This is a genomic window from Heliomarina sp. (assembly GCF_052826185.1).
In genome coordinates, this window is sequence record NZ_JBRBUI010000019.1 from 74175 (window position 1) to 97705 (window position 23531).

Below are 23531 nucleotides of genomic sequence, written 5' to 3' on the forward strand. Positions count from 1 at the left end.
GGGGAGGGGTATCATGCATTTCGAGCCGACTGGCAGGGCAGAGGAATTCCGCGATGCGGTTGCGGGATTTTTTGCGAGCGATGTCCTTCCGCGTCATCGCGACTGGGTTCAGCAGGTCATGCGGGAAGGCCGAGAAGCTGACTTTCTGCCCGCGCTGCGCGGCAAGGCACGCGAGCAGGGGCTTTGGAACCTTGCACTGCCCGAACTGGCCGAGAGCGAGCCGGGGACCCGCCTGAGCAATCTGGAATTCGCACCATTGGCAGAGATCATGGGCAAACTGCCCTGGGGCTCTCAGGTGTTCAACTGCCAGGCGCCGGATGTGCCGAACATGGCGATGCTTCAGGCACTGGCGGATCAGGAACAGAAACAGCGCTGGCTCAACCCGCTTCTCGAAGGCGATACACGGTCGGCCTTTGCGATGACCGAGCCGGATGTGGCGTCGTCCGACGCCTCGAACATCGCGACACGGATCAGTTTCGAGGGCAACCAGATCCGGATCAACGGGCGCAAGTGGTTTGCCACGGGCGGCGCGCATCCAGATTGTTCCTTTCTGATCGTCATGGGCGTGAGCGACCCTGAGGCTGGGCGCACCGAACGCCAGAGTATGGTGATCGTGCCGACCGACGCACCGGGCGTCACCATCACACGCGACCTGACTTATCTGGGCTGGGCCGACCATGTTGCGCCGATTGCGCAGATCGAACTGGAGGACGTGGTCGTGCCTGCCAGCAATCTGCTGGGAGAACGAGGCAGGGGGTTCAAGGGCGCGCAGGTGCGGCTTGGACCGGCAAGGATTCACCACGCGATGCGCTGCATCGGGCTGGCCGAGATGCTGGTGGAACTGATGATTGTGCGGGCCCGCGAACGGACCGCCTTTGGCCGCAGCGTGATCGACTACGACACGATCCAGCGCTGGATCGGCGAGGCACGGGTTGAAATCGACATGAACCGGCTGGCGGTGCAGCGCTGCGCATGGCTGCTCGATCAGGGCGGGAACAGCGCGAGCTGGCGGCCGGTTTCGATGATCAAGGTCTCGGTCCCGAACATGTTGCAGAAAGTCGCGGACCGCGCGCTGCAGATCTTTGGCGCGATGGGCGGGCTGGACGATCTCCCGATCCACCACGCCTTTGCCTATGCGCGCTGGTTCCGCATCGGCGACGGACCGGACGAGGTGCATCTGCGCCAGATTTTCCGCAGTGAGCCGCAACCGGAATGGTCGCTGGAGGACAGCCCTTATCTGGCCGTGCCTGAACAGGCCCGGCCGGTCCGGAGGGCAGCGGAATGATCGAAAAGATGTCGCTTCGCACCATCGGGCTTTCCATCGTGGCCGTACTGGCCGCCGCTATGGCGCTGCAGTCGATCTGGGTGGCGTGGTCCGGGCCGTGGAGCATGGCCTTTGGCCGCAACATGCTGATGGGGGCGGCGCTGGTAATCGTGCTGATCAGCTGGCCCGTTTACAGGCTTGACGCTGAACCTTCGCGCGCGGTCAGGATCGCCGGCACGATCCTTGATACCGTGCTCGTTGCCGTCGTGGTCATGGCATGCTGGCGCTTTACGCAGGTCGAACACCTGCAGGAAGCGACCTTTTACATCTTTTCCACCTATGACACCTGGCTGGCGCTGGCGGGATGCGTTGCCCTGCTGGAAGCGACGCGGCGTTTGTTCGGCCTGCCCATCGTAATCATCGCGACGCTGATGATCCTTTACTGTCTTTTCGGCGGCTACCTCCCCGGCATTTTCAACCATGCGGGGGTAGATCTGAACCGGACAATGCAGAATGTCTGGTACGGTTTCCAGGGCGTGTTCGGCATGCCGACCGGCGTGGTGATCCGCGTCGTCATGGTTTTTGTCGTATTCGGCTTGCTGCTTGAAGGCACCGGGGCGTCGGATGCGCTGATCCGCTGTTCGGTCGCTCTGACCGGCAAATCGCGCGGCGGACCGGCCCATGCCGCAGTTGTGGCAAGCGCGCTCTTCGGGTCGATGTCGGGCAGTGTGACGGCCAATGTCGTCGGCTCGGGCACCTTTACCATTCCGATGATCAAGCGCCGCGGTTTTTCGCCCGCGATGGCGGGCGGCATCGAAGCGGCGGCATCGACCGGCGGGCAGATCGTGCCGCCGGTGATGGGGGCCGCGGCCTTTCTTATGGCGGATCTGACCGGCGAGCTTTACACCACCATCGCGCTGGCCGCGCTGGTGCCCGCGATATTCTATTACGGGTCGCTTTTTGCCGCGATTTCGGTGCAGGCGCGGGCGCTTGGGATCGAGCCGATCCCCGAGGCCGAGCGGGTGAGGCTGACCCGGCGGGATTACGTCCTGTCGTTGCAGTTCGTTCTTCCGATCCTCGCCATCGTGGTGGTGCTGGTCGCGGGACGGTCACCGGCGCTGGCGGGCTTTGCCGCCGTCGTTTCGACCGTCGTGCTGGGCCTCTTCCGTAAGCAGAACCGGGAGAATCCAAAAATTTTCCTTGCTGCGCTGGTGCAGGGGGGCAAGGCCTGCGCCTCGATCCTTGTGGCTGTCGGCTGCATCGGCGTGATCCTTGGCGTGCTGAACCTGACAGGTCTGGGGCTGACATTCGCCTCGCTGATCTCGTCGATCAGTGACACATGGCTGTTCGGTTCGCTGCTGGTCACGGCTTTTGCCTGCCTTGTGCTCGGCATGGGAATGCCGACGCTGCCTGCCTACCTGATCATCGTTCTCGTGCTGGGTCCGGTGATGACCAAGCTGGGTGCCGATATGATCGCGGTCCACATGTTCGTCTTCTACTTTGGCGTGCTCTCCGCGATTACGCCGCCGGTGGCCATCGGCGCCTTTGCCGCCGCGCCCATCGCTCAGGCCAGCCCGATGGTGACGGCCTTTGTCGCGCTGCGGCTTGCGGTTACCGGTTTCATCATCCCGTTCATCTTTGTCTACGAGCCATCACTGCTGCTGGTCGTCGATTTCGACCCGGTGAATTTCGCGCGGGTCTGCGTGGCACTGGGTCTGGCGATATGGATGCTGAACACCGGCATCGTCGGCTACGCCGGAGAAAGGATCGGACCGGCCATGCGCGTCGTGCGCATCCTGATGGCCATCGGCCTGATCATTCAGGAACCGGCACTGCAATACGTCTTGATCGTTGCCAGCATTGGCCTGCTTGTCCTGCCCGGGAGGTTCGGGGGCGGCCAGACGGATCAGGCAATGGGGAAACAAGTTTCAGAAACCAAGGGAGGACTATGATGATTTTCAACAAACTCAAGACCGGCGCGCTGGTGCTGGCCACCGGGACCGCGTTGATCGCGGGCACCGTTACCGCCAGCGCCCAGAATTTCCGGATGGCTTCACTGGGGCAGGCGTCGCCGACGACCGTGTTCTCGATCGCGGTCTCGCAGATCATCAAGAAGGACTATGGCTACAGCACCCAGCTGACCACCGGCGCTGTCGGCACCCGGATGATCGTTGACGCGGCAAACCAGCAGCTTGACCTGTTCATGACCGCCGTGTCGATCAACGGCTACCTGCGCGATGGCACTCGGATGTACGAACAACTGCCCAATTCGAAAGAATTGTTCGGCAATATCCGCAGCATCGTGAATTATCCGCTGGGAGCCTATCACGGCATCACCTGGGCTGACTCCGGCATTGAGACCATGGAAGACCTGAAGGGCAAGAAGGTCTATATCGGGCCGCCGTCAAGCGCCGGTCGCACCGTGATCGAACAGGTGATCAAGGGTGTAACGGGCTACGAGGCCAACACGGATTTCGAGCCGGTCAACCTTGACTGGGCTTCGGCCGAGCAGGCGTTCCAGGATCGCCAGCTTGACGCCTATTTCGTTCCCACCCCGATCCCGAGTTCTGAACTGCAACAGCTGTCGGCCCTTGGCGAGTTCCGCGTGCTGGGCATTCCGGACGACAAGGTCGACGAGCCGAGCATTCAGGCCGCGGGCGCCGTGCCCGGTCGGACCTTTGATAAGCTGCAACCGGGTACCTACGGCGGTCAGGTCAACGAAGAGCCGGTGCGCATGGTCAGTTCCATCGTCGGGCTCGGCACCAACAAATGGGCCGATGAAGAGCAGATCTATAACATCACCAAGGCGATTTTCGACCATCACGACGATCTGGTCGCGGCCGCCAAGTGGATGGAAGCGATCACCCCGGAAAACGCGCTGAACCAGATGAACGCGCCGCTGCATATCGGGGCTTACAAGTACTACAAAGAAATCGGCGTCGAGGTTCCCGAGGCGCTGATCCCGCCGGAAGCCGCAGACTGATCAGACGGAACGGGTCTGCGGCGGGTTTCCTGCCGCGGGCCATATCAAAGTCCCCGCAGCCGAAAGACAGGATATGGAGCTTTTCTACACCGACGCGGACCTTTCGTTTCGCGACGAGGTTCGCCGTTTTCTTAACTCGGACCTGCCCAAGGACATCTCGGCCACGTTCTTTGAGTACCGGCGCCACAGCTGGGAACAGATGATCGAATGGCACCGGATACTGGGGCGCAAGGGCTGGGTCGCGCCGAACTGGCCGGTCGAGCATGGCGGCACCGGCTGGACCCCGATGCAGCAGTATATTTTCGACAGCGAGGCGATGCAGGCGGGTGCGCCGCGCCTCCGGCCCTTCGGGCTCAAGATGATCGGGCCGGTGCTGATCCGGTTCGGGTCAGAGGAGCAGAAGGCCCGTTTCCTGCCGCGCATCCTGAGCGGTGAGGATTACTGGTGTCAGGGCTTTTCCGAGCCGGGCGCCGGATCGGACCTGGCCTCGCTCAAAACCCGCGCGGTGCGGGAGGGCGATACCTATGTGGTGAATGGCCAGAAGACCTGGACCACCACGGCGCAGCACGCGAACTGGATGTTCACGCTGGTGCGGACGGACCCCGCCGCAGACCGGCCCCAGTCCGGCATTTCGATGCTGTTGATCCCGTTGGACAGTCCGGGCGTCACGGTACGTCCGATCCGGACCATCGACGGCGATCACCACGTGAATGAAGTGTTCCTTGAGGATGTGCGCGTCCCTGCCGACCTGCTGGTGGGCGAGGAAAACAAGGGCTGGACCTATGCCAAGTACCTGCTTGGAAATGAACGGGTCAGCATCGCCAATGTCGGGCAGAGCAAGGCGGAGCTTGCCTTGCTGAAACGGCTGGCAGCGGAACGGTCTCGCGATGGGATTGCCCTGATCGACGATCCGGTTTTCGGGGCCAAGCTGGCCGATCTTGAGGCGGATTTCCTTGCGCAGGAGGTGACCAACCTACGGATGCTGTCAAGCGTCGCGCCGGGCGGTGACGTGGGCGCGCTGTCGTCCTTTCTCAAGCTGCGCGGGTCCGAGATTCAACAGCGGATACAGGAGCTTGCGATGGAAGCGGCAGGGACAGAGGCCGCGCCGTGGCAGGTGCTGCGCGAGGGTGGCGCCAAGGATGGCTATGGCACCCATGGCTGGCTGTTTTCGCGGGCCTTCACGATTTTCGGCGGATCGAGCGAGGTGATGAAGAACATCGTCGCCAAGCAGGTTCTTGGGTTCTGAGGGGGCGGTCATGAATTTCACGGCGAATGACGAACAGCGCATGATCGCGGACAGTTTTGCCCGCGTCTTTGCGGATGCGGGCTATCCGTCGACTTCGGGGAATAACTGGTGCGCGCTGACAGAGCTAGGCCTGACCGAGGCCACGTTTCCCGAGCCGCGCGGGTTCGGGGCAGGTGTTTCCGACATGGTTCATGCCTTGATCGAATGCGGCAGGGCAGCAGCGCCCGAGCCAGTGATCGGGGCAGCGGTGCTGCCCGGAATCGCCCTGACACGGGCCGGGTCCGCAGCGCCAGAGATGCCGGAAGGAACAGTGTGCCTTGCCGATGGTAAAAACCTTGCGTTGAAAGACGACGTGCTAAGCGGCACGCTTCGGGTGGTTCCCTGTGCGGACGAGGCGGATGTTCTGCTCCTCTGTCTGGCCGATGATCGTCTGGCCGTTGTGCCGATGGCAGAAGTCAAACGCGATACATACCGTCTGGTCGACGGGCGCGGCGCGGCGGACCTTGAGCTGGCCTCGGTCAAGCTTGCCGATGGCGCAATAGGCGGGGTCGTCCCGGGCATGGCCGAATGGCTGCGCGATGTGGCTGCCGTTACTTTTGCCGCAGACGCGCTTGGCGCGCTGCTGGCCCTGCGCGAAATGACGCAGGATTACCTGAAGCAGCGTAAGCAGTTCGGTCGGCCGATCAGCAGCTTTCAGGCACTGCAACACGCGATGGCGGATATCTATCACGACACCGAGCATTTTCTCTCGCTCACGCATTTCGCGGCGCAGACCTGTGAAGGCACGGATATTGCCCTGCGGATGCGGGCGGTGTCATCGCTCAAGCGCTTTCTTGGCGGGCGGATACGTCGTGCCGCCGCTTCGGCGATCCAGCTGCACGGCGGGATCGGAATGACCGAGGAATACGCGCTGGGGCGTTTCGTCAAACGGGTGCTGGTGGCCGACATGCTGAACGGCAGCGCCGATGCACATGGCGCGCGCCTCGCAAAACTGATCGCGGAAGAAACACGCGCGGGCCTGCAAGAGGCCCCGGAACAGGAGAAAGTCGCATGAATACCCAAACCGCCCCGGCCACGGAACTGCGCATAGAGCGAGACGGGCCCGTACTGGTCCTGTCGCTCGACGGGCCGAACAGCCGCAATTCGATCAGCCCGCCGGTCTACAAGGCGATCCAGAACGAGATTATTACAGCGGGTCACGACAGTGCGGTGCGGGCCATCGTGCTGACGGGATTGCACGGGTTCTTCAGCTCGGGCGGCAATATCAACAACCTCAAGGAAAGCGCCAAGAGCACCATGGCGCAGGTCAGCGGCAATACCGACGGTCTGAATTCGATGATCCTAGCCATTCGTAATTGCCCGACGCCGGTTATTGCCGCGATCGAGGGCGGGGCGGCGGGGGCAGGGCTGTCGCTTGCGCTGGCCTGCGACATGATCGTGGCAGCCGAAGGGGCAAAGTTCGTCGTGGCCTATGTGAAGGTCGGGCTTGCCCCGGATGGGGGCGTCACGCATTTCCTGAGCGAGGGCCTGCCGCGCCAGATCGTGAGCGAGATGTGCCTGACCGGCAACCCGGTGGAATCCGACCGGCTTTATGCGCTGGGACTGGTGAATGCCGTGGTTCCTGCGGGCGAGGCGCTCGAGTCAGCCAAGAAGATGGCGTCGAAACTTGCCGCCGGGGCGGTTGGCGCGATGGGTGTGATCAAATCAGAGATCGCTGCGGCCCCGCATAACGACCTTGCGACGCAGCTTGTGCTCGAAGCGCAGGGTATCAATACGGCGCGGTTCGGCGCAGAGGCCGCCGAGGGGCTGGCCGCCTTCCTTGAAAAGCGCAAACCCGATTTCGTCGGGAAGGGGTGATCGGACATGGTGATCAGAAATCCCGAGAAGCTGGAAAGCCTGCTGTCCGAGGTGCATTCATGGGTGCGCGAGGTGGCGCATCCGAACGAAAACCGCGTGGCCGAACTTGACGAGGTGCCCGAGGATGTCGTCGCCGATATGGCGGCGCGCGGGTTCTTTGGCTGGTCCATCCCCGAGCAATACGGCGGGCTTGGCCTGACCACCGAAGAACTTGTGATGGGCGCGATGGAGCTGTCGCAATGCGCGGTGGCCTATCGGGCAAGGGTCGGGACCAATACCGGCATCGGCTCGGAAGCTTTGGTCGCGGATGGCACCGAGGAACAAAAGAGCAAGTACCTGCCCCTGATGGCACGGGGTGAGGCGACCGGCTGTCTTGCACTGACCGAACCGAATGCGGGATCCGAGGCGAGCAACATCGAAACCACGGCGCGGCGAGAGGGCGATACCTATGTGCTGAACGGGATGAAGCGGTACATCACGAATGCACCGATTGCGGACCTGTTCACCGTCTTTGCGCGAACCGACCCGGACAGCACGGGCGCGCGGGGCATTTCGGCCTTTATCGTCGAACGCGGGATGCCGGGTTTGTCGACCTCGGCACCTTACAAGATGATGGGGCAGGCGGGTTCACCCGTGGGCGAGGTTCATTTCAACGATTGCGTGGTGCCGGTCGCAAACCTGATCGGCGGTGTCGAAGGCGTCGGGTTCAAGACCGCGATGAAGGTGCTGAACAAGCAGCGCATCCATCTGGCCGCGCTCTGCACCGGCCCTGCGATCCGGATGCTGGACATGGCAATGGACCACGCGACAACGCGCGAACAGTTCGGCAAGAAGGTCGTCGATTTCCAGCTTGTCTCGGCGCTTCTGGCCGACTGCCGGACCGAGATCGAAGCGGCAAAACAGCTTATCCTCGCCACCGCCCGCAACCGGGACGACGGCGGCGACATCGCGCTTGAGGCGTCGATCTGCAAATACTTTGCATCCGAGATGTGTGGCCGGGTGGCGGATCGCTGCGTTCAGGTCTTTGGTGGCGCGGGTTTTGTCGCAGATCACAGCTCTATCGAGCGGTACTATCGCGACGTGCGCCTGTTCCGGCTTTACGAGGGAACGAGCCAGATTCACCAGCTGAACATCGTGAAGCAGATGCAGCGGCGGCGCGACGCGGCGGGGGCCGGGGCATGATTTCCTACCGGCTTGAGGCCGAGGGTAAGATGAGCCGGGGCAGCCTTGTGCGCATGGAGCGTGGCGCTCTGAGCGAGGGCGATACAATGGTGCGCGTGCTTTATTCCGGCATCAACTACAAGGACGCTCTGGCAGGGCAGGGTAAGGCCCCAATTGCCAAGACCCTGCCACTGAATTGCGGTATCGAAGCGGTCGGGCATGTAGTCGAAAGCACTGACCCGGCACTTGAACCCGGTCAGGCGGTGATTGCGCATGGCATGGGGATGGGCGTGGCGCGTGATGGCGGGTTGGCCGATTACCTGCGCGCAGATGCCGAATGGCTGGTGCCCTTGCCGAAAGGTCTGAGCCTGCTGGAGGCCGCGACGATTGGCGTTGCGGGCTATTCCGCAGCGCTGGCAGTGGATCGGCTGGAAAGCCTTGGTGTAGAGCCTGACAATGGCCCGGTTGCCGTAACCGGCGCCACCGGCGGCGTGGGCAGTCAGGCGGTCGCGATGCTGGCGCGGCTGGGCTACGAGGTTGTTGCCGTCACCTCCAAAACCGATGCTGGAGAGCTGTTGAACACGCTGGGGGCCAAGGAAGTCATTGCGCCGCCGGAAGCAAGCGACCGAATGCTGGACAAAGCGATCTGGGCCGGGGCCGTCGATACGGTTGGCGGCGATGTGCTCGCCTGGTTGCTGCGCAGCGCCAAAGCCGAAGCGGCGATTGCTGCGATCGGAAACGCCGGGGGAAATCACCTGCCGACCTCTGTCATTCCATTCATTCTGCGCGGCATCACCCTGACCGGGATCAATGGCAATTCGCCGCCCGCGCTGCGTCGGCGTATATGGGAGCGGTTGGGATCGGATCTGCGCCCGCCCCGGATATCGGCGATTGCACGGGTCATCGAACCGGAAGACATCGACGAGACGATGGCAGAGATGATTGCGGGGCGCACACGCGGGCGCGCCGTCGTCGCATTCTGCGGCGGTTAAATACTCCATGCAGAACCTGGCCCTGACAATTGCGCCGATTTTCGTGATCGTCGTGCTGGGCAATGTCCTGCGTCGGCTTGGGCTGCCGGGAGATGCGTTCTGGCCGCAGGCGTCGCGGCTGGGTTATTGGGTGCTGATCCCGTCGCTGCTGTTTTACAAGCTTTCGACCGCCGAGGTGGATATCGATCTGATGGCGCCGTTCACACTGGGGCTGGGCGGCGCGTTCTTCCTCGTGGGTTTCGTGATCCTGCTGGTGAGCGGGCTCGCGGGCATGAGCGGTGCACAGCGGGGTTCCGTGCTGCAGGGCGCGGTCCGGCATAATTCCTTCATGGCACTGGCCGTGGCCGAGACGCTTTACGGGTCCGAAGGGCTGTCGCTGGGCGCGCTGGCGGCCGCCGTGCTTGCGCTGGTGACGAACCTTGTCATCGTGCCGGTGCTGAAACTGCTGGGTACAGGCGCCAACGGCGGGCTGGCGGGGCGCCAGGTCCTGAGAGATATCGTCTGTAATCCGCTGATTCTCTCGATCTGCGCCGGGCTGGCAGTGAACGCCTTGGTCGCCGAACGGATTCCCGTGCTGCATGACGGCACCGCGATGCTGGGCGCGGTGGCCTTGCCGCTGATGCTGCTCTGCGTTGGGGCCGGTTTGCGACTAAAGGGCCTGCGGGCACAACTGGCGCCGCTGGCCCTGTCGACGGCAGGCCGGTTCGTGCTGTTTCCGGCTTTCGTCCTGCTGATCCCGACGGGGCTGGATACGTCGACACTTCTGATCCTGCTGATCTTCGCGGCGGTGCCGACGGCCCCTTCCTCGACCGCGCTGGCCGGAGAAACAGGGGGCAACACAGAGTTGATGAACGCAATCGTCACCTTTCAGACCGGCCTTGCCTTTGTGACCTTGCCACTGACTCTCGCACTGGCGGCATTGTGGCTGGGCTGAGTTTGCGGTTTGACGCGGTTCAATTGTGAAACTCTTGCTACGCGGCATTCGATTAACATAATCTTCATTATGCCTCTAAGGCTGTTTTCTCAGCTACGCCCTTTGCCTCTGCCGGTGCCCGGCGTGGGCGTGTACCCCACCAAAGACAGGCCAAAGAACAGGACAAGGCACAGCAACACCCATAACAGCGCCCAGCCGTTAAAGCTCTGGTAAAGCGCGAAACGGATCAGTTCGACCGCATGGGTAAACGGGTTGAAGGCGCAGATGTCGCGCAGCAGCTGAGAGCTTTCGGCCATTTTCCACAGCGGATAGAGCGCTGTCGACAGGAAGAACATCGGGAAGATGACGAAATTCATCACCCCGGCAAAGTTTTCGAGCTGCTTGATGGTCGAGGACAAAAGCAACCCGAGTGCGCCGAGCATCAGCCCGCTGAGCACCAGCGCGGGCAGCGCCAGAAGATATCCGGCGGTCGGCATGGTGATCCCCATCGCGGCGGCGATGGCGAGAAAGACATAGACTTGGAGGATCGAGACCGCGACCCCGGCGACAAGCTTGCAGAAGAGCAGCCACCAGCGCGGCAGCGGCGAGGTCAGCAAGAGCCGCATCGACCCCATCTCCTGATCGTAGACCAGCGAGAGCGAGGACTGCATCCCGTTGAAAAGCTGAATCATGCCGCAGAGCCCAGGCACGATATAGACCTCGTAGGTGATGTAGGTTTCGTAAGGAGGGATGATCGACAGGCCAAGCGCGGCGCGGAACCCGGCAGCAAAGACTACCAGCCAGACCAGCGGTCGCACCAGCGCCGACAGGAACCGGCTGCGCTGGTTGATGAAGCGCAGGGATTCCCGCGTAACGATGGCGGTCAGCGACGTGAGATAGGGGTTCATACCGGGGTCTTTTCCTCCGCCTCCGCGCCGGTCATCGCCATGAAGACATCCGTAAGCGGCTTTCCGGCGGCGATGGTTTCGGCGCGGTCATGGGCGAGCACGCGGCCCCGGTGCAGGATCACCACGTCATCCTGCGGCGCGATTTCATCCACCAGATGCGTCGCCCAGAACACGGTAAGCCCGCCGCCCGCCAGTTCGTGAACGTGATCGGTGATCGCGCGGCGGCTGGCGGTATCCAGCCCGACAGTGGGTTCATCGAGCAACAGCACCTCTGGGTTATGGACAAGGGCGCGGGCGATCTCCATCCGGCGCCGATGGCCGCCGTTCAGCGCGCGCACCTTTTCACGGGCCCGTTCGCGCATATCGAGCCGGTCGAGCGCCGCATCGATCCGCGCCTGCGCCTGCCGCCCGGAAAGCCCGTGCAGCGCGGCGAAATAGGTCATGTTGCGCGACACTGTCATATCGAGATCGAGGGTCGGCTGCTGGAATACGACTCCGATCTTGGACAGCGCGGCGCGGGGGGTGGTGGCGATATCATGCCCGGCGATATTGATGCGCCCCTGCCCCGTTACGGTCAGCCGGGTGAGCAGGGAAAACAGCGTCGATTTCCCGGCGCCGTTCGGTCCCAGCAGCGCCGAGAACCGGCCCGGCGCCAACGCAAAGCTTACATCGTCAAGCGCGCGGCGCTCGCCATAGCTATAGCTGACTTGGGCAATGTCGAGCGCGCTCATGTCGGGTTACTGGATGGTGATCTCGACCCGCTGGGTTTCACCGGTCGAGCCGGGAATCCGCAGGAAATAACGCCCCGGCTTGATCGCGATAAATTCGATTTCCATTGTGCCTTCATCGTCGAATTCCACGCTTTCAAGGCCAAAGGGGCGGACTTCGAGATCATTGATGACGATCTCATTGATCCAGATTGCGCGGAAAAACCCCGGTCCTTCAAGGGCAAGTTCGCCGCTACCGTCGGAGGTGATCTCAAGCTCGTAGCCGGTGCCGGATTTGAGCGTGATCGGACCTTCGGCCAGCGGTTTGCCAAGGCCGAGGGTGATGTCGGGCATGTCCTCCATATTGTCGTTCGAGAGGATACCGGCAAACCCGAATTCATGGGCGGTGGCGGGGATGGCGAGACAAGCGATGGCCGCGGCGAGAATGGTGCGTTTCATAATAGGTCCTTTCTTGAAAGTTCCGTTAGTGTGGCCGGGGATCCCCGGAGTTCGAGAATACGCGTGGCCAGCCGTTCGGCATCGCTGAGCGTGTGGGTGACGAAGAGAACCGCCGGTTTCGTGGCGGCGATCAGCTCTTCAATCAGGCGGAGCATGGATTGCGCGGTCTCATGGTCGAGCGAGACCAGCGGTTCATCCATGATGAGGAATTCGGGCCGCCCGGCAAAGGCGCGGGCAAGGGTCAGGCGGCGTTGCTGACCAAGGGAAAGCTGGGTCGGGAACAGATCCGCCTTGTCGGCGATACCGACGCGGGCAAGCATTTCGAGCGCTTGGGTGCGGGACAGGTCCGGATGGATCAGGGTGAGGTTTTCGATCACGCTGCGCCAGAGCAGCAGGGTCGGTTCCTGAAACACCATCGCGATATTGTCGGGGCGCTCGACCCGGCCGGAAAAGCTGTCGTCTATGCCCGCGACGATCCGCAACAGCGTGGTTTTGCCTATCCCGGACGGGCCTGTCAGTGCGACGCATTCGCCGCTGGCGATGTCGAACCGGCAGAGGCCGAGCACCGGGGTGCCGCGAAAGGATTTGCCTGTCACATCAACCTTGATCATGCGGCCCGCCAGCGCGTCACGCGACGCTCCCACGGTTGCAGGATGCCCCATTCGACCACCAGCATGACGGTGATGAAAGAGAGCGCGTAAATCAGGACCATGCCCACGTCGAAGAGCTGGAAATAGAGGTGGATCTGGAAGCCGATCCCGTTGGAGCGACCGAGGAATTCGACCACGAGAACGATCTTCCAGATCACGGCGACGCCGGAGCGGGCCGATGCGGCGATAAAGGGCGCAAGCTGCGGCAGCAGGATGTGGCGCAGTCGGGTACGGAACGGCAGGCGATAGATGCGGGCCATCGCGTCGAGTTCGCGGTCCATCGACCGTGCCCCTTCGCGGATGACGGTCGCGACATTCGGAATCTTGTTGAGCGTAACGGCGGCGATGGCGGCGGTTTCGTTCAGCCCGATCCAGAGATAACAAAGCACGATCAGCACCAGCGCGGGCAGGTTCAGGAAGACCACCAGCCACGGGTCGAGCCAGCGATTCAGACGGTCGTTTCGTCCCATCGCCAGCCCGAGGATCGTGCCAAGGGTCATGGCAAGCAGAAAGGCCCAGATCACCCGCAGCAGGGTATGACCAAGGTGATAGGGAAGCTCGCCCGAGCGGATCTCGGCCAGCAACGGGGCGACCAGCGAAAACGGCGAAGGCAGGATCTGCGGATCGCCGGTGATCCATGCGGCAAGGCTCCAGAAGATCAGGAGGCCAAGCAGGGAAAAAGCCGTGATGGCGGATTTCTCTGTCATCCACCACGGCCTAATCAACCTGCACGAAAAGCCCGTCAGGCAGGCTTGTGGCCTTGCCGACAAGCTTTTCGCCGCCCAGACGGGCCATCAGTTGCAGGAAACGGTCCGCGTCTTCGCGGTCGACGGGTTTGTCCGGCGGGATCCCCGCGCGGAAATCGTCGCGCGTGGCGATGAACTCGGCGTCCGAGTCGACGCGCATCATCGGACGGAGATCATCCCAGACCGCGTCATCCGACGCCAGCAGATCCTTGGCCGCGCGCGAGGCATCGTGCAGCGCCTGAAGGATACTGGGGTTTTTTGCGACAAAGCTCTCCCGAAGCACATACCCCAGGAGCGGCGTGTCGGGGTTGAGGCCCAGCGACTGCGCGGCATCGCTGACAGAGATCAGCTCTCGCATACCTTCGGCTTTCATCCGCGAGAGGTAGTGCCAGTAATTCACCGAGCCTTGGGTTTCTCCGCCAAGCCCGGTCTTGTAGATCAGGGGCGGCGCGGCAAAGACCTGTTCGGTCTGCCCGACAAGATCCAGATCGTATTCAGAGGCCGCATAGGCGCGCAGGATCAGCCAGCTTTTGTCCAGCGGTCCGCCCGCGATCCCGATCTTGCCGCCTGCGAGATCGGCAAGGGACTGGGCGGTGCTGTCGGCGGGAACGACCAGCCCACCCACCGCCTTGGAATAGGGAAGGAACACGTAATCGCGCCCGGCGGCGCGCTGTCGGGCGGTCCAGATCCAGTCAGCGACGATCAGATCCGCCCTGCCCCCTTCGAAAGCGACGCGGGTTGCGCCATTGTCCGCATAGGGCTGCATGACCAGTTCAAACCCGTTGGCGCGGTCGAAACTTTCGGCCTTGATCGTCGAAAGCTCCCAGTTGACTGTGCCGATTTTCAGCGTAGCGGCGCGAATCTGCGGCAGGTCCTGCGCATAAGCCCCCTGCCCCAAGATAAGCGCGGCAGCAAACAGGAGATTTCTCAGGTAAGTCATCATTGCGCGACCCGGGCCTAGTCCGGCGCGACCACGACGCCCCAGGGCTGCTGACCGACCTGAACCGACTTGATCGCCTTTTGCGCCTCTACGTCGATGATCGTCACGTCGTTGGAATTGCCATTCGTGGTGATCAGAAATTTCTCGTCCGGGGTGAAGGCGAGCTGCCAGACCCTCTGGCCGGTCATGATATATTTCACGACCTCGTGGCTTTGCCCGTCGATCACCGCGACCCGGTTGGAGGGGCCAAGCGCGACAAAGATCCACTTGCCGTCCGAGGTGGTGCGCACGCCGACCGGTTGCAGCCATTCCGGCTGCACACCCGGCACCTCGAAACTGATTTTGTCGCTAAGCGTGGGGGTGCCATCCTCGGCGATGTCGATGATCGAAACGGTGCCGCCGATCTCGGCCGAGACATAGAGGATTTTGCCGTCATGGCTGTACTGCGCGTAGCGCGGGCGCTGGTCGACAAGGATATTATGCTTGATCTTGTAGTCCGAGGTGTCGATGAAATGCGCCATGTTCGTCGTCTCGGAAGTGTTGATGACGAATTTCGCATCGGGGCTGATCGCCATGCCTTCGGGTTCGACGCCGACGGGGATACCGGCCCTTACGGTATGGCTTTCGGTGTCGATCACGGTCACGAGGTTGTCGTCCTCATTGGCGACATAAAGCGGGTTGCCCGACGGGTGCAGCACGAACAATTCCGGATCGGGGCCGGAGGGCAGCGTGTAGAGTTCCTCGTAGCTTTCGGCATCGAAGACCCGCACCGTGTCGTCATCCGAGGCGCAGACATAGAGCAGCTTGCCATCGGGGCTGATGGTGATACCGCGCGGGCGGTTACCGGCGGGGAATTCGGTGAGGACCTCCCAGTTGTCGCTGTCGAGCACCGTGACCGTGTTGCCCTTTTCATTGCTGACGTAGACCTTGTTGGCGAACGCACTGGTGGCAAGGCAGGAGAATGTCAGGCAGATCGCGATCAGGCGCTTCATCTAAGGGTTCCTTCAGTCAAAGGCGGTGCAGGCGGATTCGGGCATGTCGAGGCCAAGGGAATCCAGCGGGGAGCGCTGGTGCAGGTAGCCTTCCTGCGGCGAAACACTCATGGTGATACGGTCGTCATAGAGCAGGATCGGCTGGCGCATCTGGCCGTTCCACTGGCGGAAGGTGACCTTTTGGCCCTTGAACGCGGCCAATTCAAAAGCCTGGGAAAGGGCATAATCGCGCAAGACCCCCGGCGCGGCCTCGCCGGTGCGGGTGACGGCCTCGCCGATAACGCGCAGGGCGAGCCATGCCTGGTAATCCTCTTCCCGGACACGGCGGTTGGTCAGTTCCTCGAAGCGGCGCTGGAACTGGGTGGCGCCCCAAGCCTCATGCGCGGCGTGGAAGGTAACCGGGCGCAGGCCGGAAGAGCCCATCACCGGGCGCGGGGTCCACAGGTTGAAGGGCAGGTACGGAGCGAAAACATCCGAGGCATCGGCCGCGATCACGAGGTCATGGTCGCGCGCGTCCTGCGTAAAGACCGGGATCTGGCGCTGGACCAGCACATGCCCGGTATCCGTACGGCGCGACCCGCCGGTGTCTTCGTATTCGCGCTGCTCCACGATCTTCGCGCCGAATTTCTTCGCCGCGCGGCGGTACTCTTCAGCCAGCGCGGTGTCGGGCGGATTGGAGCCATGGATCAGGAACCAGTCCGACCATTTCTTCCACATGGCGAATTGCGCGATGGCATCCGCCATCATCGCATCAGAGGGCGCGACATGCAGCAGATTGGCGCGGCAATCGCCGTCGCGCAGCGCGGTGTCGCGGGCAAGGGCATTGATTAGCAGCGCCTTGTCGCCAGCGCGGTCGGACAAGCGCAGCAGATCCTCGGCCCGGGCCATCATGATGATGATATCCGCACCTTCACTCATCAACGCGTCAAAGGCGGCATCGGCCTCATCAGGCGTGGTTGTGACCGTGTCGAGCGTCCATGTCTGGCCCATGAAATTGCCGGTGGTCTGGTTGTCTTCATTCGCCAGCAGGGCCCCGGCAAACCCAAGGTCATCGGGGTTCAGGTCATAGCGCGAGATCGGCGCGAGCTGCGGATAGTCGATGCGGAACACGGTCGCGCGGATTTCGACCGCTTGCGCGACAGTCGCGAAAGCAGCGCAGATGCCGACAACCAGCACTGACAGGAAGTGTCGCATATTCTCCTCCCGCAGGTATGGCTGCCCTCCCGCAGCCGACCTGCCCGCTGCGATAGTGCCAGATACAGGGTCAAACCCAACCAATACTTTTGGCGCATTGCGCGGGTCGGGCACGTGGTTAGGATTGCGCCGCCGGGCACGCGCTGAACGCGGATCTGCCCGAACCCCGGGGAGAAAGAGATGATGCGACGCGCTCTTGTGGCTCTGACGCTGGCGATTTCGTCACCGGCTCAGGCTGCGGAACCCACATGGACCGATCTTTCCGCGATTCTCTACGAAGGGCGTGAACTGCTGGATGGCAGCGACTTTATCGAGATCAACAGCCCCTATCGCACCGACAACGACGCGCGCACGCGGATTGCCGCGCAGATCAACGCCCCGGCCGGGCGAATGCTGGGCAAGGTTAGCCTGATACTTGACGAGAATCCGATGCCGGTTTCTGCGGTCTTTGCCTTTGACGCCCCCCTGCCCCGGTTCTTTTTCGACGTGACCATGCGGATCAACGGGCCGACGCCGCTGCACGTGGTAGCGGAAACGACCGACGGGCAGCTTTACGTGGCCGAGACCTTTGTAAAGACCTCGGGCCAGGGGGCCTGCGCGGCCCCGCCCGGATCAGATTTGGACGTTGCGCTGGAGACGCTGGGAGAAATGGATATCCTGATCGGCGCAAACCGGGAAAGCGCGACAACGCTCGACCGGCTGGGCGCGCTGGCGCAGCGCGAAAAGCGGGTCGATGTGGACATCAGCCACCCAAGTCTCTCGGGGATGCAGATGGACCAGATCACGCTGCTGTTCATCCCGATGCGCTACGTCGAAACGCTCGACGTGGATCTGGACGGGGCGGGTTACGTGGAAATGACCGGCAGTATTTCACTGTCGGAAAATCCACGCATCGGTATGTCTGTGCCCGGCCGCACGCAGACGGTGGGCGTGACCATGACCGACACGGATGGCACCGTAACCCATGCGCAGAAATCGGTCGAGAGTTACTGAGGCTCGGGCTGCTCGGGTGTGATCTCTTCGGTCGGATAGTCGAAAAAGGTCCAGCTGTCGGTGCCCTCTGGCATCCAGTAGACATTTTCGTACCCGTATTCGAGCGCGCGCTTGGCCGCGTTCCACGACATCCAGCAATCAGCAAGGCAGAAGAACAGGACGGGGTGCGTTTTGTCGCCATCAGTCGCCTTTTCTAGCCCGGTGCGGAAATAGGTATCTGTCACCTCAGCAATGGCGCCATAGCCCACGTTCGGCAACCAGATTGAACCGGGAATCGAATGGCGGGGTTTGTCGCGCCAGATCGTGCCTTTTGGCAGGTTCTGAGGTTTTGGCGGTCGGGGCAGTACATCGACAAAGGCAATGCCGCCCGATTGCCAGAGTTCATAGGTTTCCTCGGGGCCTACAACGGTTGCACCCTTGAGTGTTTCCGGGACGGGGGCGCGGTAGTGATCCTGCCGGTAGTCCGATGGCTCCTCTGTCTGGGCGTGGACGGGACCGGTCATAATGGCCAGCACCACAAGTGCGGCCAGCGGTTTCAATTCGAAACGTTCAGGACTTCGGTGCCCTGATCGTTCAAAAGCGGCACCCCCGCCTCGGTCAGCAATTCATTGATCCGGTCCTGGTTGCGGCGGATCAGTGAGTTCAACTTGCGCTCCCATACTTTTTCGCCCTGACGCACGCCCATGGTGATCCGGAAATAAAGCCTCGGTGGCAGGGTTTCCTTGGTCAGCGGCGTGACCTGCAGATCGGGGTAGTTGGCCTTGACCAGCGGACCGGCGAGCGGGCCCCAAAGGATCGCCGCCCCGGTTTCCCCGGCACTCAGATCCTCGAGCAGCTGAACAGCGGGCGAGTCATAGCGCGTATCAACGATAAGCTGATAGGCCTTGGCACGGGTCAACAGACCGTTGCGGGCCATATGCGTGGCCGGCGGGCTGCCAGCGATAATGCCGATTTTCACCTCTTTAAGCGCCGGATCCGACAGCGTATCGACATCGGCCAGCGGGCTGCCTTTCGGCGCGATGATCGTATAGGCCGAGGTCATGTAGTGGTTGGTGTTCAGGACCAGTTCATGCCCTTCGGCATAGCCCATCACCACGTCACACTGGTTCGCGCCAAGCGTATTGCGAATGAACCCGGTGGCCATCGGATACCATGTATATTGCACCGGAAGGTCGAGTTCCTCCGCCATCAGGTCAGCCAGCTTGTTCTCGTAACCCTGCTCCCGATCATCGGACATCGGGAAATTCGCAGGATCGGCGCAGACCCTGAACGCTGTATGCGACACCAGGTCCGAAGTCTGCGCCGCGCCGGGTCCTGACAGGGAGGCCAGCAGGACCGACCCCAGGATCAAGACGATATGTCTAGCCGAGGCAGGCATTCTCGTCTTCCCGGATGACATCCGATTTGGATTCCTTTTTCGCCGGACGGCCGCGTTCGACGGCTCCGGCACCGCGTGCCTTGAGATAGACATAGATATCATCGAGATAACACATGACGTTCGGGTTCTCGCCAAAGGCGGGCATCACCGAATTCTCGGAGGCGTTGACCTTTTTTCGCCCGTTCACTACCACATCGACAAAATCGTAATAGTCCATGTCGATTGCCGATTTTTTCAGAGCCGGGGCATAGGACGAGCCTTCGCCCTCGGGACCGTGGCATACGTGGCATTCCGAATGGTAACGACGGAACCCGGAGTAGGTCCGCCAGTCGACGGTGCCATCCTCGGCCACATTGAATGTCGGTATGTCATCTTCGGTGTAATACCGACCGTCCTCGCTATAGGCTGCGGCCAGATTATCCTGCGCGGCGGCCGTATGGCCCCAGCCTGCAACGAGGCCCGCAGTCAGGAGGATTCCCAGTACTCTCATCATTCATACCCTTGCTTCGATCCAGAGGACCGGCCCGGGGATCGCCCGCGCCGGTCCGGGTTCGTGGCCTGTCGGATCAATCCGGCAGGGTGAAGACGGTCAGCTGTCCGCCAAGTGCGGTATAGTCGCTGAGCGCGGCGTAACCGCCCACGGCGCCAAGCCCGTCATTCGGGTTGGTGAGACCGGCCGCAAGACCGATACCCGCCCAGCCACCGACACCGGACAGGATGCCGACATACTGCTTGCCTTCAGAGGTATAGGTCATGACGTTGCCGATGATGCCCGAGGGGGTCTTGAAGCTGTAAAGCTCATCCCCGGTTTCCGCATCGATTGCCTTGAGATAGCCTTCGAGCGTGCCGTAGAAGACAACGCCACCGGCTGTCGCCAGCGCACCGGACCAGACCGAGAACTGTTCGGGTATGGACCACTTGATCTCGCCATTGATGTTATCCCAGGCGATAAAGTTACCCATGCCGCCATGGCTGTCCGGCGCGGGATACATGGCGAGCGTCGCACCCACATAGGGCTGACCCGCCGCATAAGCGACCCGGAAAGGTTCGTAGTCCATGCAGACGTGGTTGGTCGGGACATAGAAGGTCTGCGTATCCGGCGAATAGGCTGCCGGTTGCTGGTCCTTGGTGCCAAGCGCCGCCGGGCAGATGCCGGTCGAGTTCACGTCTTCGCCGTTCTGTTCGGTCGAATACTGGGCAACCACTTCGGGACGACCATAGGTGTCAGAATCCGGGTCCATGTCGACGCCGGTGGTCCAGTTCACCGCCGGGTCGTATTTCTCGGCCACCAGAAGCTCACCGGAAACGCGATCCATCGTGTAGGCGATGCCGTTCCGGTCGAAGTGGGTCAGCAGCTTGCGCTCTTCGCCGTCGATCTCCTGTTCTGTCAGGATCATTTCGTTGACGCCGTCATAGTCCCATTCGTCATGGGGCGTCATCTGGTAGACCCACTTGGCCATACCGGTATCGATGTCGCGGGCCATGATGGTCATGGACCAGCGGTTATCGCCGGGACGCTGCGCGGGGTTCCATGTCGACGGGTTGCCGGTGCCGTAATAGAAGAGGTTCTCATCCATATCGGCCGCGTACCAGCCCCAGGTGGTGCCGCCACCGATCTGCCACTGGTCGCCTTCCCATGTATTGGTGCCCGAATCCGCACCCACCGGTTCGCCCAGATGGGTAGTGTTCTCGGGATCCATCAGGATGTCGCTGTCAGGCCCCATCGAATAGGCACGCCATTCCTGCTCGCCGGTTTCGATGTTGTAGGCGGTGACATGGCCGCGCACACCGAATTCACCGCCCGAAATGCCGACGATGATCTTGTCCTTGACCGGCAGAACCGTCGCGGTGTTGGTCTCACCCTTGGACGGGTCACCGTTGACCTTGGACCAGACAACCTCGCCGGTTTCCGCGTCAAGCGCCACCACAGTGGTGTCGGCCTGATGCAGAAATACCTTGCCCTCGGCATATGCCACACCCCGGTTCACCGTGTCGCAACACATCACCGGGATGACGTCCGGATCCTGCTTGGGTTCGTATTTCCATTTGATCTTGCCGCCGTCGGTCAGATCGAGCGCGTAGACGATGTTCGGGAACGGCGTATGCAGATACATGGTATCGCCGATCACGAGGGGCGAGCCTTCATGGCCGCGCAAGACGCCGGTAGACATTGTCCAGGCGACCTGAAGGTCACCGACGTTTTCCTTGTTGATCGAATCCAGCTTGGAATAGCGCTGGTTCTTGTAGTCGCCGGTCTGAATGGCCCATTGATTGGGGTCGTTCATATCCTCGATCAGCCCGTCATTTGCGTAGGCCATTCCGGCCGAGCAAAAGGCTAACGTGGATGTCAAAGCCAGTAGCTTCTTCATTTTCAACTCCCTTTGTATGGTGTGCTGCCGTCACTTTTTCCGTCCGTGACGCCCTTTGGGCGGGTGTTCCGGAAAAATCGGCAAAAGCCCGGTTCTTTAGTGGTTCCTCCCCCCGGGCCGGCTTCCGTTACGTCCGCATCGTCCTCCCTTCTCTCAATTGAATGTGGCCAGATATGCGATCACATCTGCCCTTTCGTCGTCTTTCCGAAGCCCTGCGAAGGTCATCTTTGTCCCGTCGACAAAGTCCTTCGGTTTCTCGAGGAATTCGGCCAGTGCTTCCGGTGTCCAGACCAGCCCGCCCTCCCCGGCGGCGACCAGAGCATCGGAATAGGAAAATTCGTCGTAAGTGGCCGCATCGCGCCCGACGATGCCGTTCAAAACCGGACCGGTCTTGGATTTGGCATCCGGGCCGACTTCGTGGCAGGCCTTGCATTTGCGAAAAACTTTTTCACCCTTTTCGGGATCTCCCGCGTCCTGTGCCAGCACGACCGAGCCGGAACAGGCGGTAATGAAAATCGTACAGAACGCTTTGAACATGGTGGCTTTCATTGGCTTCCCTTCTTTCAGTGCCTGCCGTTCAGCAACCGTTCCGCGTGCCAATCGACATGATCGCCCGCGAAGGTCGCGACAAAGTAATAGCTGTGGTCATAGCCCGCCTGCATCCGCACCTGGCCGGGCTGGCGGCGCTTGGCCATGACGCTAACCAGCGCCTCAGGTTTCAAGAGGTCAAGGAACTGGTCCTGCGAGCCCTGATCGATCAGGAGATCCCCCTTCCAGCCATGTTCCTCGAGCAGAATAGTGGCGTCGTAACAGGACCAGTTCGATTCATCGTCACCAAGATATTCGCTCAGCTGCTTGCGGCCCCAATCCGAGCGGGTCGGGTTCACGATCGGTGCAAAGGCCGACACCGATTGATAAAGCTCCGGATTGCGCAGTGCGATCGTCAGGGCGCCATGTCCTCCCATCGAATGGCCGGTGATGCCGTGCCGGTCGGTCACCGGGAAATTCCGCTCCACGATATCGCGCAGTTCCGACACAACGTAATCATACATGCGGAAATGGCTGCTCCACGGATCGCGGGTGGCGTTCACGTAGAACCCGGCCCCCTGCCCGAGGTCATAGGCTTCGTCATCGGCGACACCCTGACCGCGCGGCGAGGTATCGGGAAAGACCAGCGCCAGTCCAAGATCGGCGGCATGGGCCTGAAACCCGCCCTTGTTCATGGCGTTTTCATGGGTGCAGGTCAGACCGGAGAGATACCAGAGCACGGGCACCGGGCCATCCTCGGCCTGCGGCGGCAGGTAGACGGCAAAGGTCATCTCGACCCCGCAGGTATTCGACGGATGCCGGTAAACCAGCTGCTTGCCACCGAAACTCTTGTTTTCCGAAACCAGCTCCATGTTCTGTCCTAGTACTCCACCACGGCCCTGATGGACTTGCCTTCGTGCATGAGATCAAAGCCCTTGTTGATGTCCTCGAGCTTGAGCTTGTGGGTGATCATCGGGTCGATCTCGATCTTGCCGTCCATGTACCAGTCGACGATCTTCGGCACGTCGGTGCGACCCCGCGCGCCGCCAAAGGCGGTGCCGCGCCAGCTGCGTCCGGTGACCAGCTGGAACGGGCGGGTCGAGATCTCGGCACCTGCGGGCGCCACGCCGATGATGATCGATTCACCCCAGCCCTTGTGCGCGCATTCCAGCGCCGTGCGCATCACGCCCACGTTGCCGGTCGCGTCAAAGGTGTAATCCGCACCGCCCTTGGTCAGCTCGACCAGATGCG

The 23531-nt window shown here is 61.8% G+C and carries 25 protein-coding genes; 10 read left to right on the top strand and 15 right to left on the bottom strand.

Annotated elements, in window-relative coordinates; all coding sequences use genetic code 11:
- The first annotated feature begins 13 nt into the window (after positions 1-13).
- The 9 genes from ACU0FH_RS08350 to ACU0FH_RS08390 all read left to right on the top strand — a co-directional run bounded on the left by ACU0FH_RS08350 (position 14) and on the right by ACU0FH_RS08390 (position 10437).
- On the top strand, positions 14-1285 hold the full coding sequence (locus ACU0FH_RS08350) for an acyl-CoA dehydrogenase family protein (protein ID WP_446194205.1): 1272 nt from the start codon (positions 14-16) through the stop codon (positions 1283-1285).
- Positions 1282-3216 carry a TRAP transporter permease gene (locus ACU0FH_RS08355; protein WP_446194206.1) on the top strand — a complete coding sequence of 645 codons (1935 nt, stop codon included), beginning with the start codon at positions 1282-1284 and terminating at the stop codon, positions 3214-3216. Before ACU0FH_RS08350 ends, ACU0FH_RS08355 begins: the two co-directional genes overlap by 4 nt.
- Positions 3216-4247, top strand: a complete 1032-nt coding sequence (locus ACU0FH_RS08360; RefSeq protein WP_446194207.1) for a TAXI family TRAP transporter solute-binding subunit — start codon at positions 3216-3218, stop codon at positions 4245-4247. The genes ACU0FH_RS08355 and ACU0FH_RS08360 overlap by 1 nt, the downstream gene beginning before the upstream one ends.
- A 73-nt stretch (positions 4248-4320) precedes the next feature.
- Entirely contained in the window at positions 4321-5493 is a 1173-nt protein-coding gene (locus ACU0FH_RS08365) for an acyl-CoA dehydrogenase family protein (RefSeq protein WP_446194208.1), read from the top strand.
- Between the two features lie 10 nt (positions 5494-5503).
- Positions 5504-6547: an acyl-CoA dehydrogenase family protein gene (locus tag ACU0FH_RS08370; RefSeq protein ID WP_446194209.1), complete on the top strand. Its 1044-nt coding sequence runs from the start codon at positions 5504-5506 to the stop codon at positions 6545-6547.
- The gene (locus ACU0FH_RS08375) at positions 6544-7350 is read left to right on the top strand and encodes an oxepin-CoA hydrolase, alternative type (RefSeq protein WP_446194210.1); all 807 of its coding nucleotides are present in this window, start codon (positions 6544-6546) and stop codon (positions 7348-7350) included. Before ACU0FH_RS08370 ends, ACU0FH_RS08375 begins: the two co-directional genes overlap by 4 nt.
- 6 nt (positions 7351-7356) lie before the next feature.
- Positions 7357-8532, top strand: a complete 1176-nt coding sequence (locus tag ACU0FH_RS08380; RefSeq protein ID WP_446194211.1) for an acyl-CoA dehydrogenase family protein — start codon at positions 7357-7359, stop codon at positions 8530-8532.
- The gene (locus ACU0FH_RS08385; RefSeq protein ID WP_446194212.1) at positions 8529-9503 is read left to right on the top strand and encodes an acrylyl-CoA reductase family protein; all 975 of its coding nucleotides are present in this window, start codon (positions 8529-8531) and stop codon (positions 9501-9503) included. The genes ACU0FH_RS08380 and ACU0FH_RS08385 overlap by 4 nt, the downstream gene beginning before the upstream one ends.
- A gap of 7 nt (positions 9504-9510) precedes the next feature.
- Positions 9511-10437, top strand: a complete 927-nt coding sequence (locus ACU0FH_RS08390) for an AEC family transporter (RefSeq protein WP_446194213.1) — start codon at positions 9511-9513, stop codon at positions 10435-10437.
- A gap of 89 nt (positions 10438-10526) precedes the next feature.
- Here ACU0FH_RS08390 and ACU0FH_RS08395 read toward each other — a convergent pair whose 3' ends face one another.
- From ACU0FH_RS08395 to ACU0FH_RS08430, 8 genes are read right to left on the bottom strand one after another with little or no spacing between them, the layout of a single operon-like run.
- Entirely contained in the window at positions 10527-11324 is a 798-nt protein-coding gene (locus ACU0FH_RS08395; protein ID WP_446194214.1) for an ABC transporter permease, read from the bottom strand.
- On the bottom strand, positions 11321-12055 hold the full coding sequence (locus tag ACU0FH_RS08400; protein WP_446194215.1) for an ABC transporter ATP-binding protein: 735 nt from the start codon (positions 12053-12055) through the stop codon (positions 11321-11323). Before ACU0FH_RS08400 ends, ACU0FH_RS08395 begins: the two co-directional genes overlap by 4 nt.
- 6 nt (positions 12056-12061) lie before the next feature.
- Entirely contained in the window at positions 12062-12490 is a 429-nt protein-coding gene (locus ACU0FH_RS08405; protein WP_446194216.1) for a hypothetical protein, read from the bottom strand.
- Positions 12487-13101 (bottom strand): ABC transporter ATP-binding protein, encoded by a 615-nt coding sequence (locus ACU0FH_RS08410; RefSeq protein ID WP_446194217.1) that lies wholly within the window; start codon positions 13099-13101, stop codon positions 12487-12489. Before ACU0FH_RS08410 ends, ACU0FH_RS08405 begins: the two co-directional genes overlap by 4 nt.
- Complete coding sequence (locus tag ACU0FH_RS08415; protein WP_446194218.1) at positions 13098-13847, bottom strand: ABC transporter permease; 750 nt, start codon at positions 13845-13847, stop codon at positions 13098-13100. Before ACU0FH_RS08415 ends, ACU0FH_RS08410 begins: the two co-directional genes overlap by 4 nt.
- Positions 13848-13857: 10 nt before the next feature.
- Positions 13858-14829 (bottom strand): ABC transporter substrate-binding protein, encoded by a 972-nt coding sequence (locus tag ACU0FH_RS08420; protein WP_446194219.1) that lies wholly within the window; start codon positions 14827-14829, stop codon positions 13858-13860.
- Between the two features lie 14 nt (positions 14830-14843).
- Entirely contained in the window at positions 14844-15818 is a 975-nt protein-coding gene (locus ACU0FH_RS08425) for a YVTN family beta-propeller repeat protein (protein WP_446194220.1), read from the bottom strand.
- Between the two features lie 12 nt (positions 15819-15830).
- Entirely contained in the window at positions 15831-17012 is a 1182-nt protein-coding gene (locus ACU0FH_RS08430) for an ABC transporter substrate-binding protein (protein ID WP_446194221.1), read from the bottom strand.
- A gap of 180 nt (positions 17013-17192) precedes the next feature.
- Between ACU0FH_RS08430 and ACU0FH_RS08435 the strand changes: the two genes are divergently transcribed.
- On the top strand, positions 17193-18005 hold the full coding sequence (locus ACU0FH_RS08435) for a quinoprotein dehydrogenase-associated SoxYZ-like carrier (RefSeq protein ID WP_446194222.1): 813 nt from the start codon (positions 17193-17195) through the stop codon (positions 18003-18005).
- Here ACU0FH_RS08435 and ACU0FH_RS08440 read toward each other — a convergent pair.
- The 7 genes from ACU0FH_RS08440 to ACU0FH_RS08470 form a co-directional block, all read right to left on the bottom strand.
- Positions 17999-18508: a PQQ-dependent catabolism-associated CXXCW motif protein gene (locus ACU0FH_RS08440; RefSeq protein ID WP_446194228.1), complete on the bottom strand. Its 510-nt coding sequence runs from the start codon at positions 18506-18508 to the stop codon at positions 17999-18001. The two genes, ACU0FH_RS08435 and ACU0FH_RS08440, sit on opposite strands and share 7 nt — an antisense overlap.
- A gap of 32 nt (positions 18509-18540) precedes the next feature.
- Complete coding sequence (locus tag ACU0FH_RS08445; RefSeq protein WP_446194223.1) at positions 18541-19383, bottom strand: substrate-binding domain-containing protein; 843 nt, start codon at positions 19381-19383, stop codon at positions 18541-18543.
- Positions 19367-19876: a c-type cytochrome, methanol metabolism-related gene (locus ACU0FH_RS08450; protein WP_446194224.1), complete on the bottom strand. Its 510-nt coding sequence runs from the start codon at positions 19874-19876 to the stop codon at positions 19367-19369. Before ACU0FH_RS08450 ends, ACU0FH_RS08445 begins: the two co-directional genes overlap by 17 nt.
- Positions 19877-19949: 73 nt before the next feature.
- Positions 19950-21752: a methanol/ethanol family PQQ-dependent dehydrogenase gene (locus ACU0FH_RS08455; RefSeq protein ID WP_446194225.1), complete on the bottom strand. Its 1803-nt coding sequence runs from the start codon at positions 21750-21752 to the stop codon at positions 19950-19952.
- A 153-nt stretch (positions 21753-21905) separates the two neighbouring features.
- Positions 21906-22301, bottom strand: coding sequence for a c-type cytochrome (locus tag ACU0FH_RS08460; protein WP_446194226.1), 396 nt, complete (start codon positions 22299-22301; stop codon positions 21906-21908).
- A gap of 14 nt (positions 22302-22315) precedes the next feature.
- Positions 22316-23152 (bottom strand): S-formylglutathione hydrolase, encoded by an 837-nt coding sequence (gene fghA, locus ACU0FH_RS08465; RefSeq protein ID WP_238372661.1) that lies wholly within the window; start codon positions 23150-23152, stop codon positions 22316-22318.
- 8 nt (positions 23153-23160) lie between these two features.
- On the bottom strand, positions 23161-23531 hold a 371-nt coding region (locus tag ACU0FH_RS08470; protein ID WP_446194227.1), incomplete at its 5' end, for a zinc-binding dehydrogenase.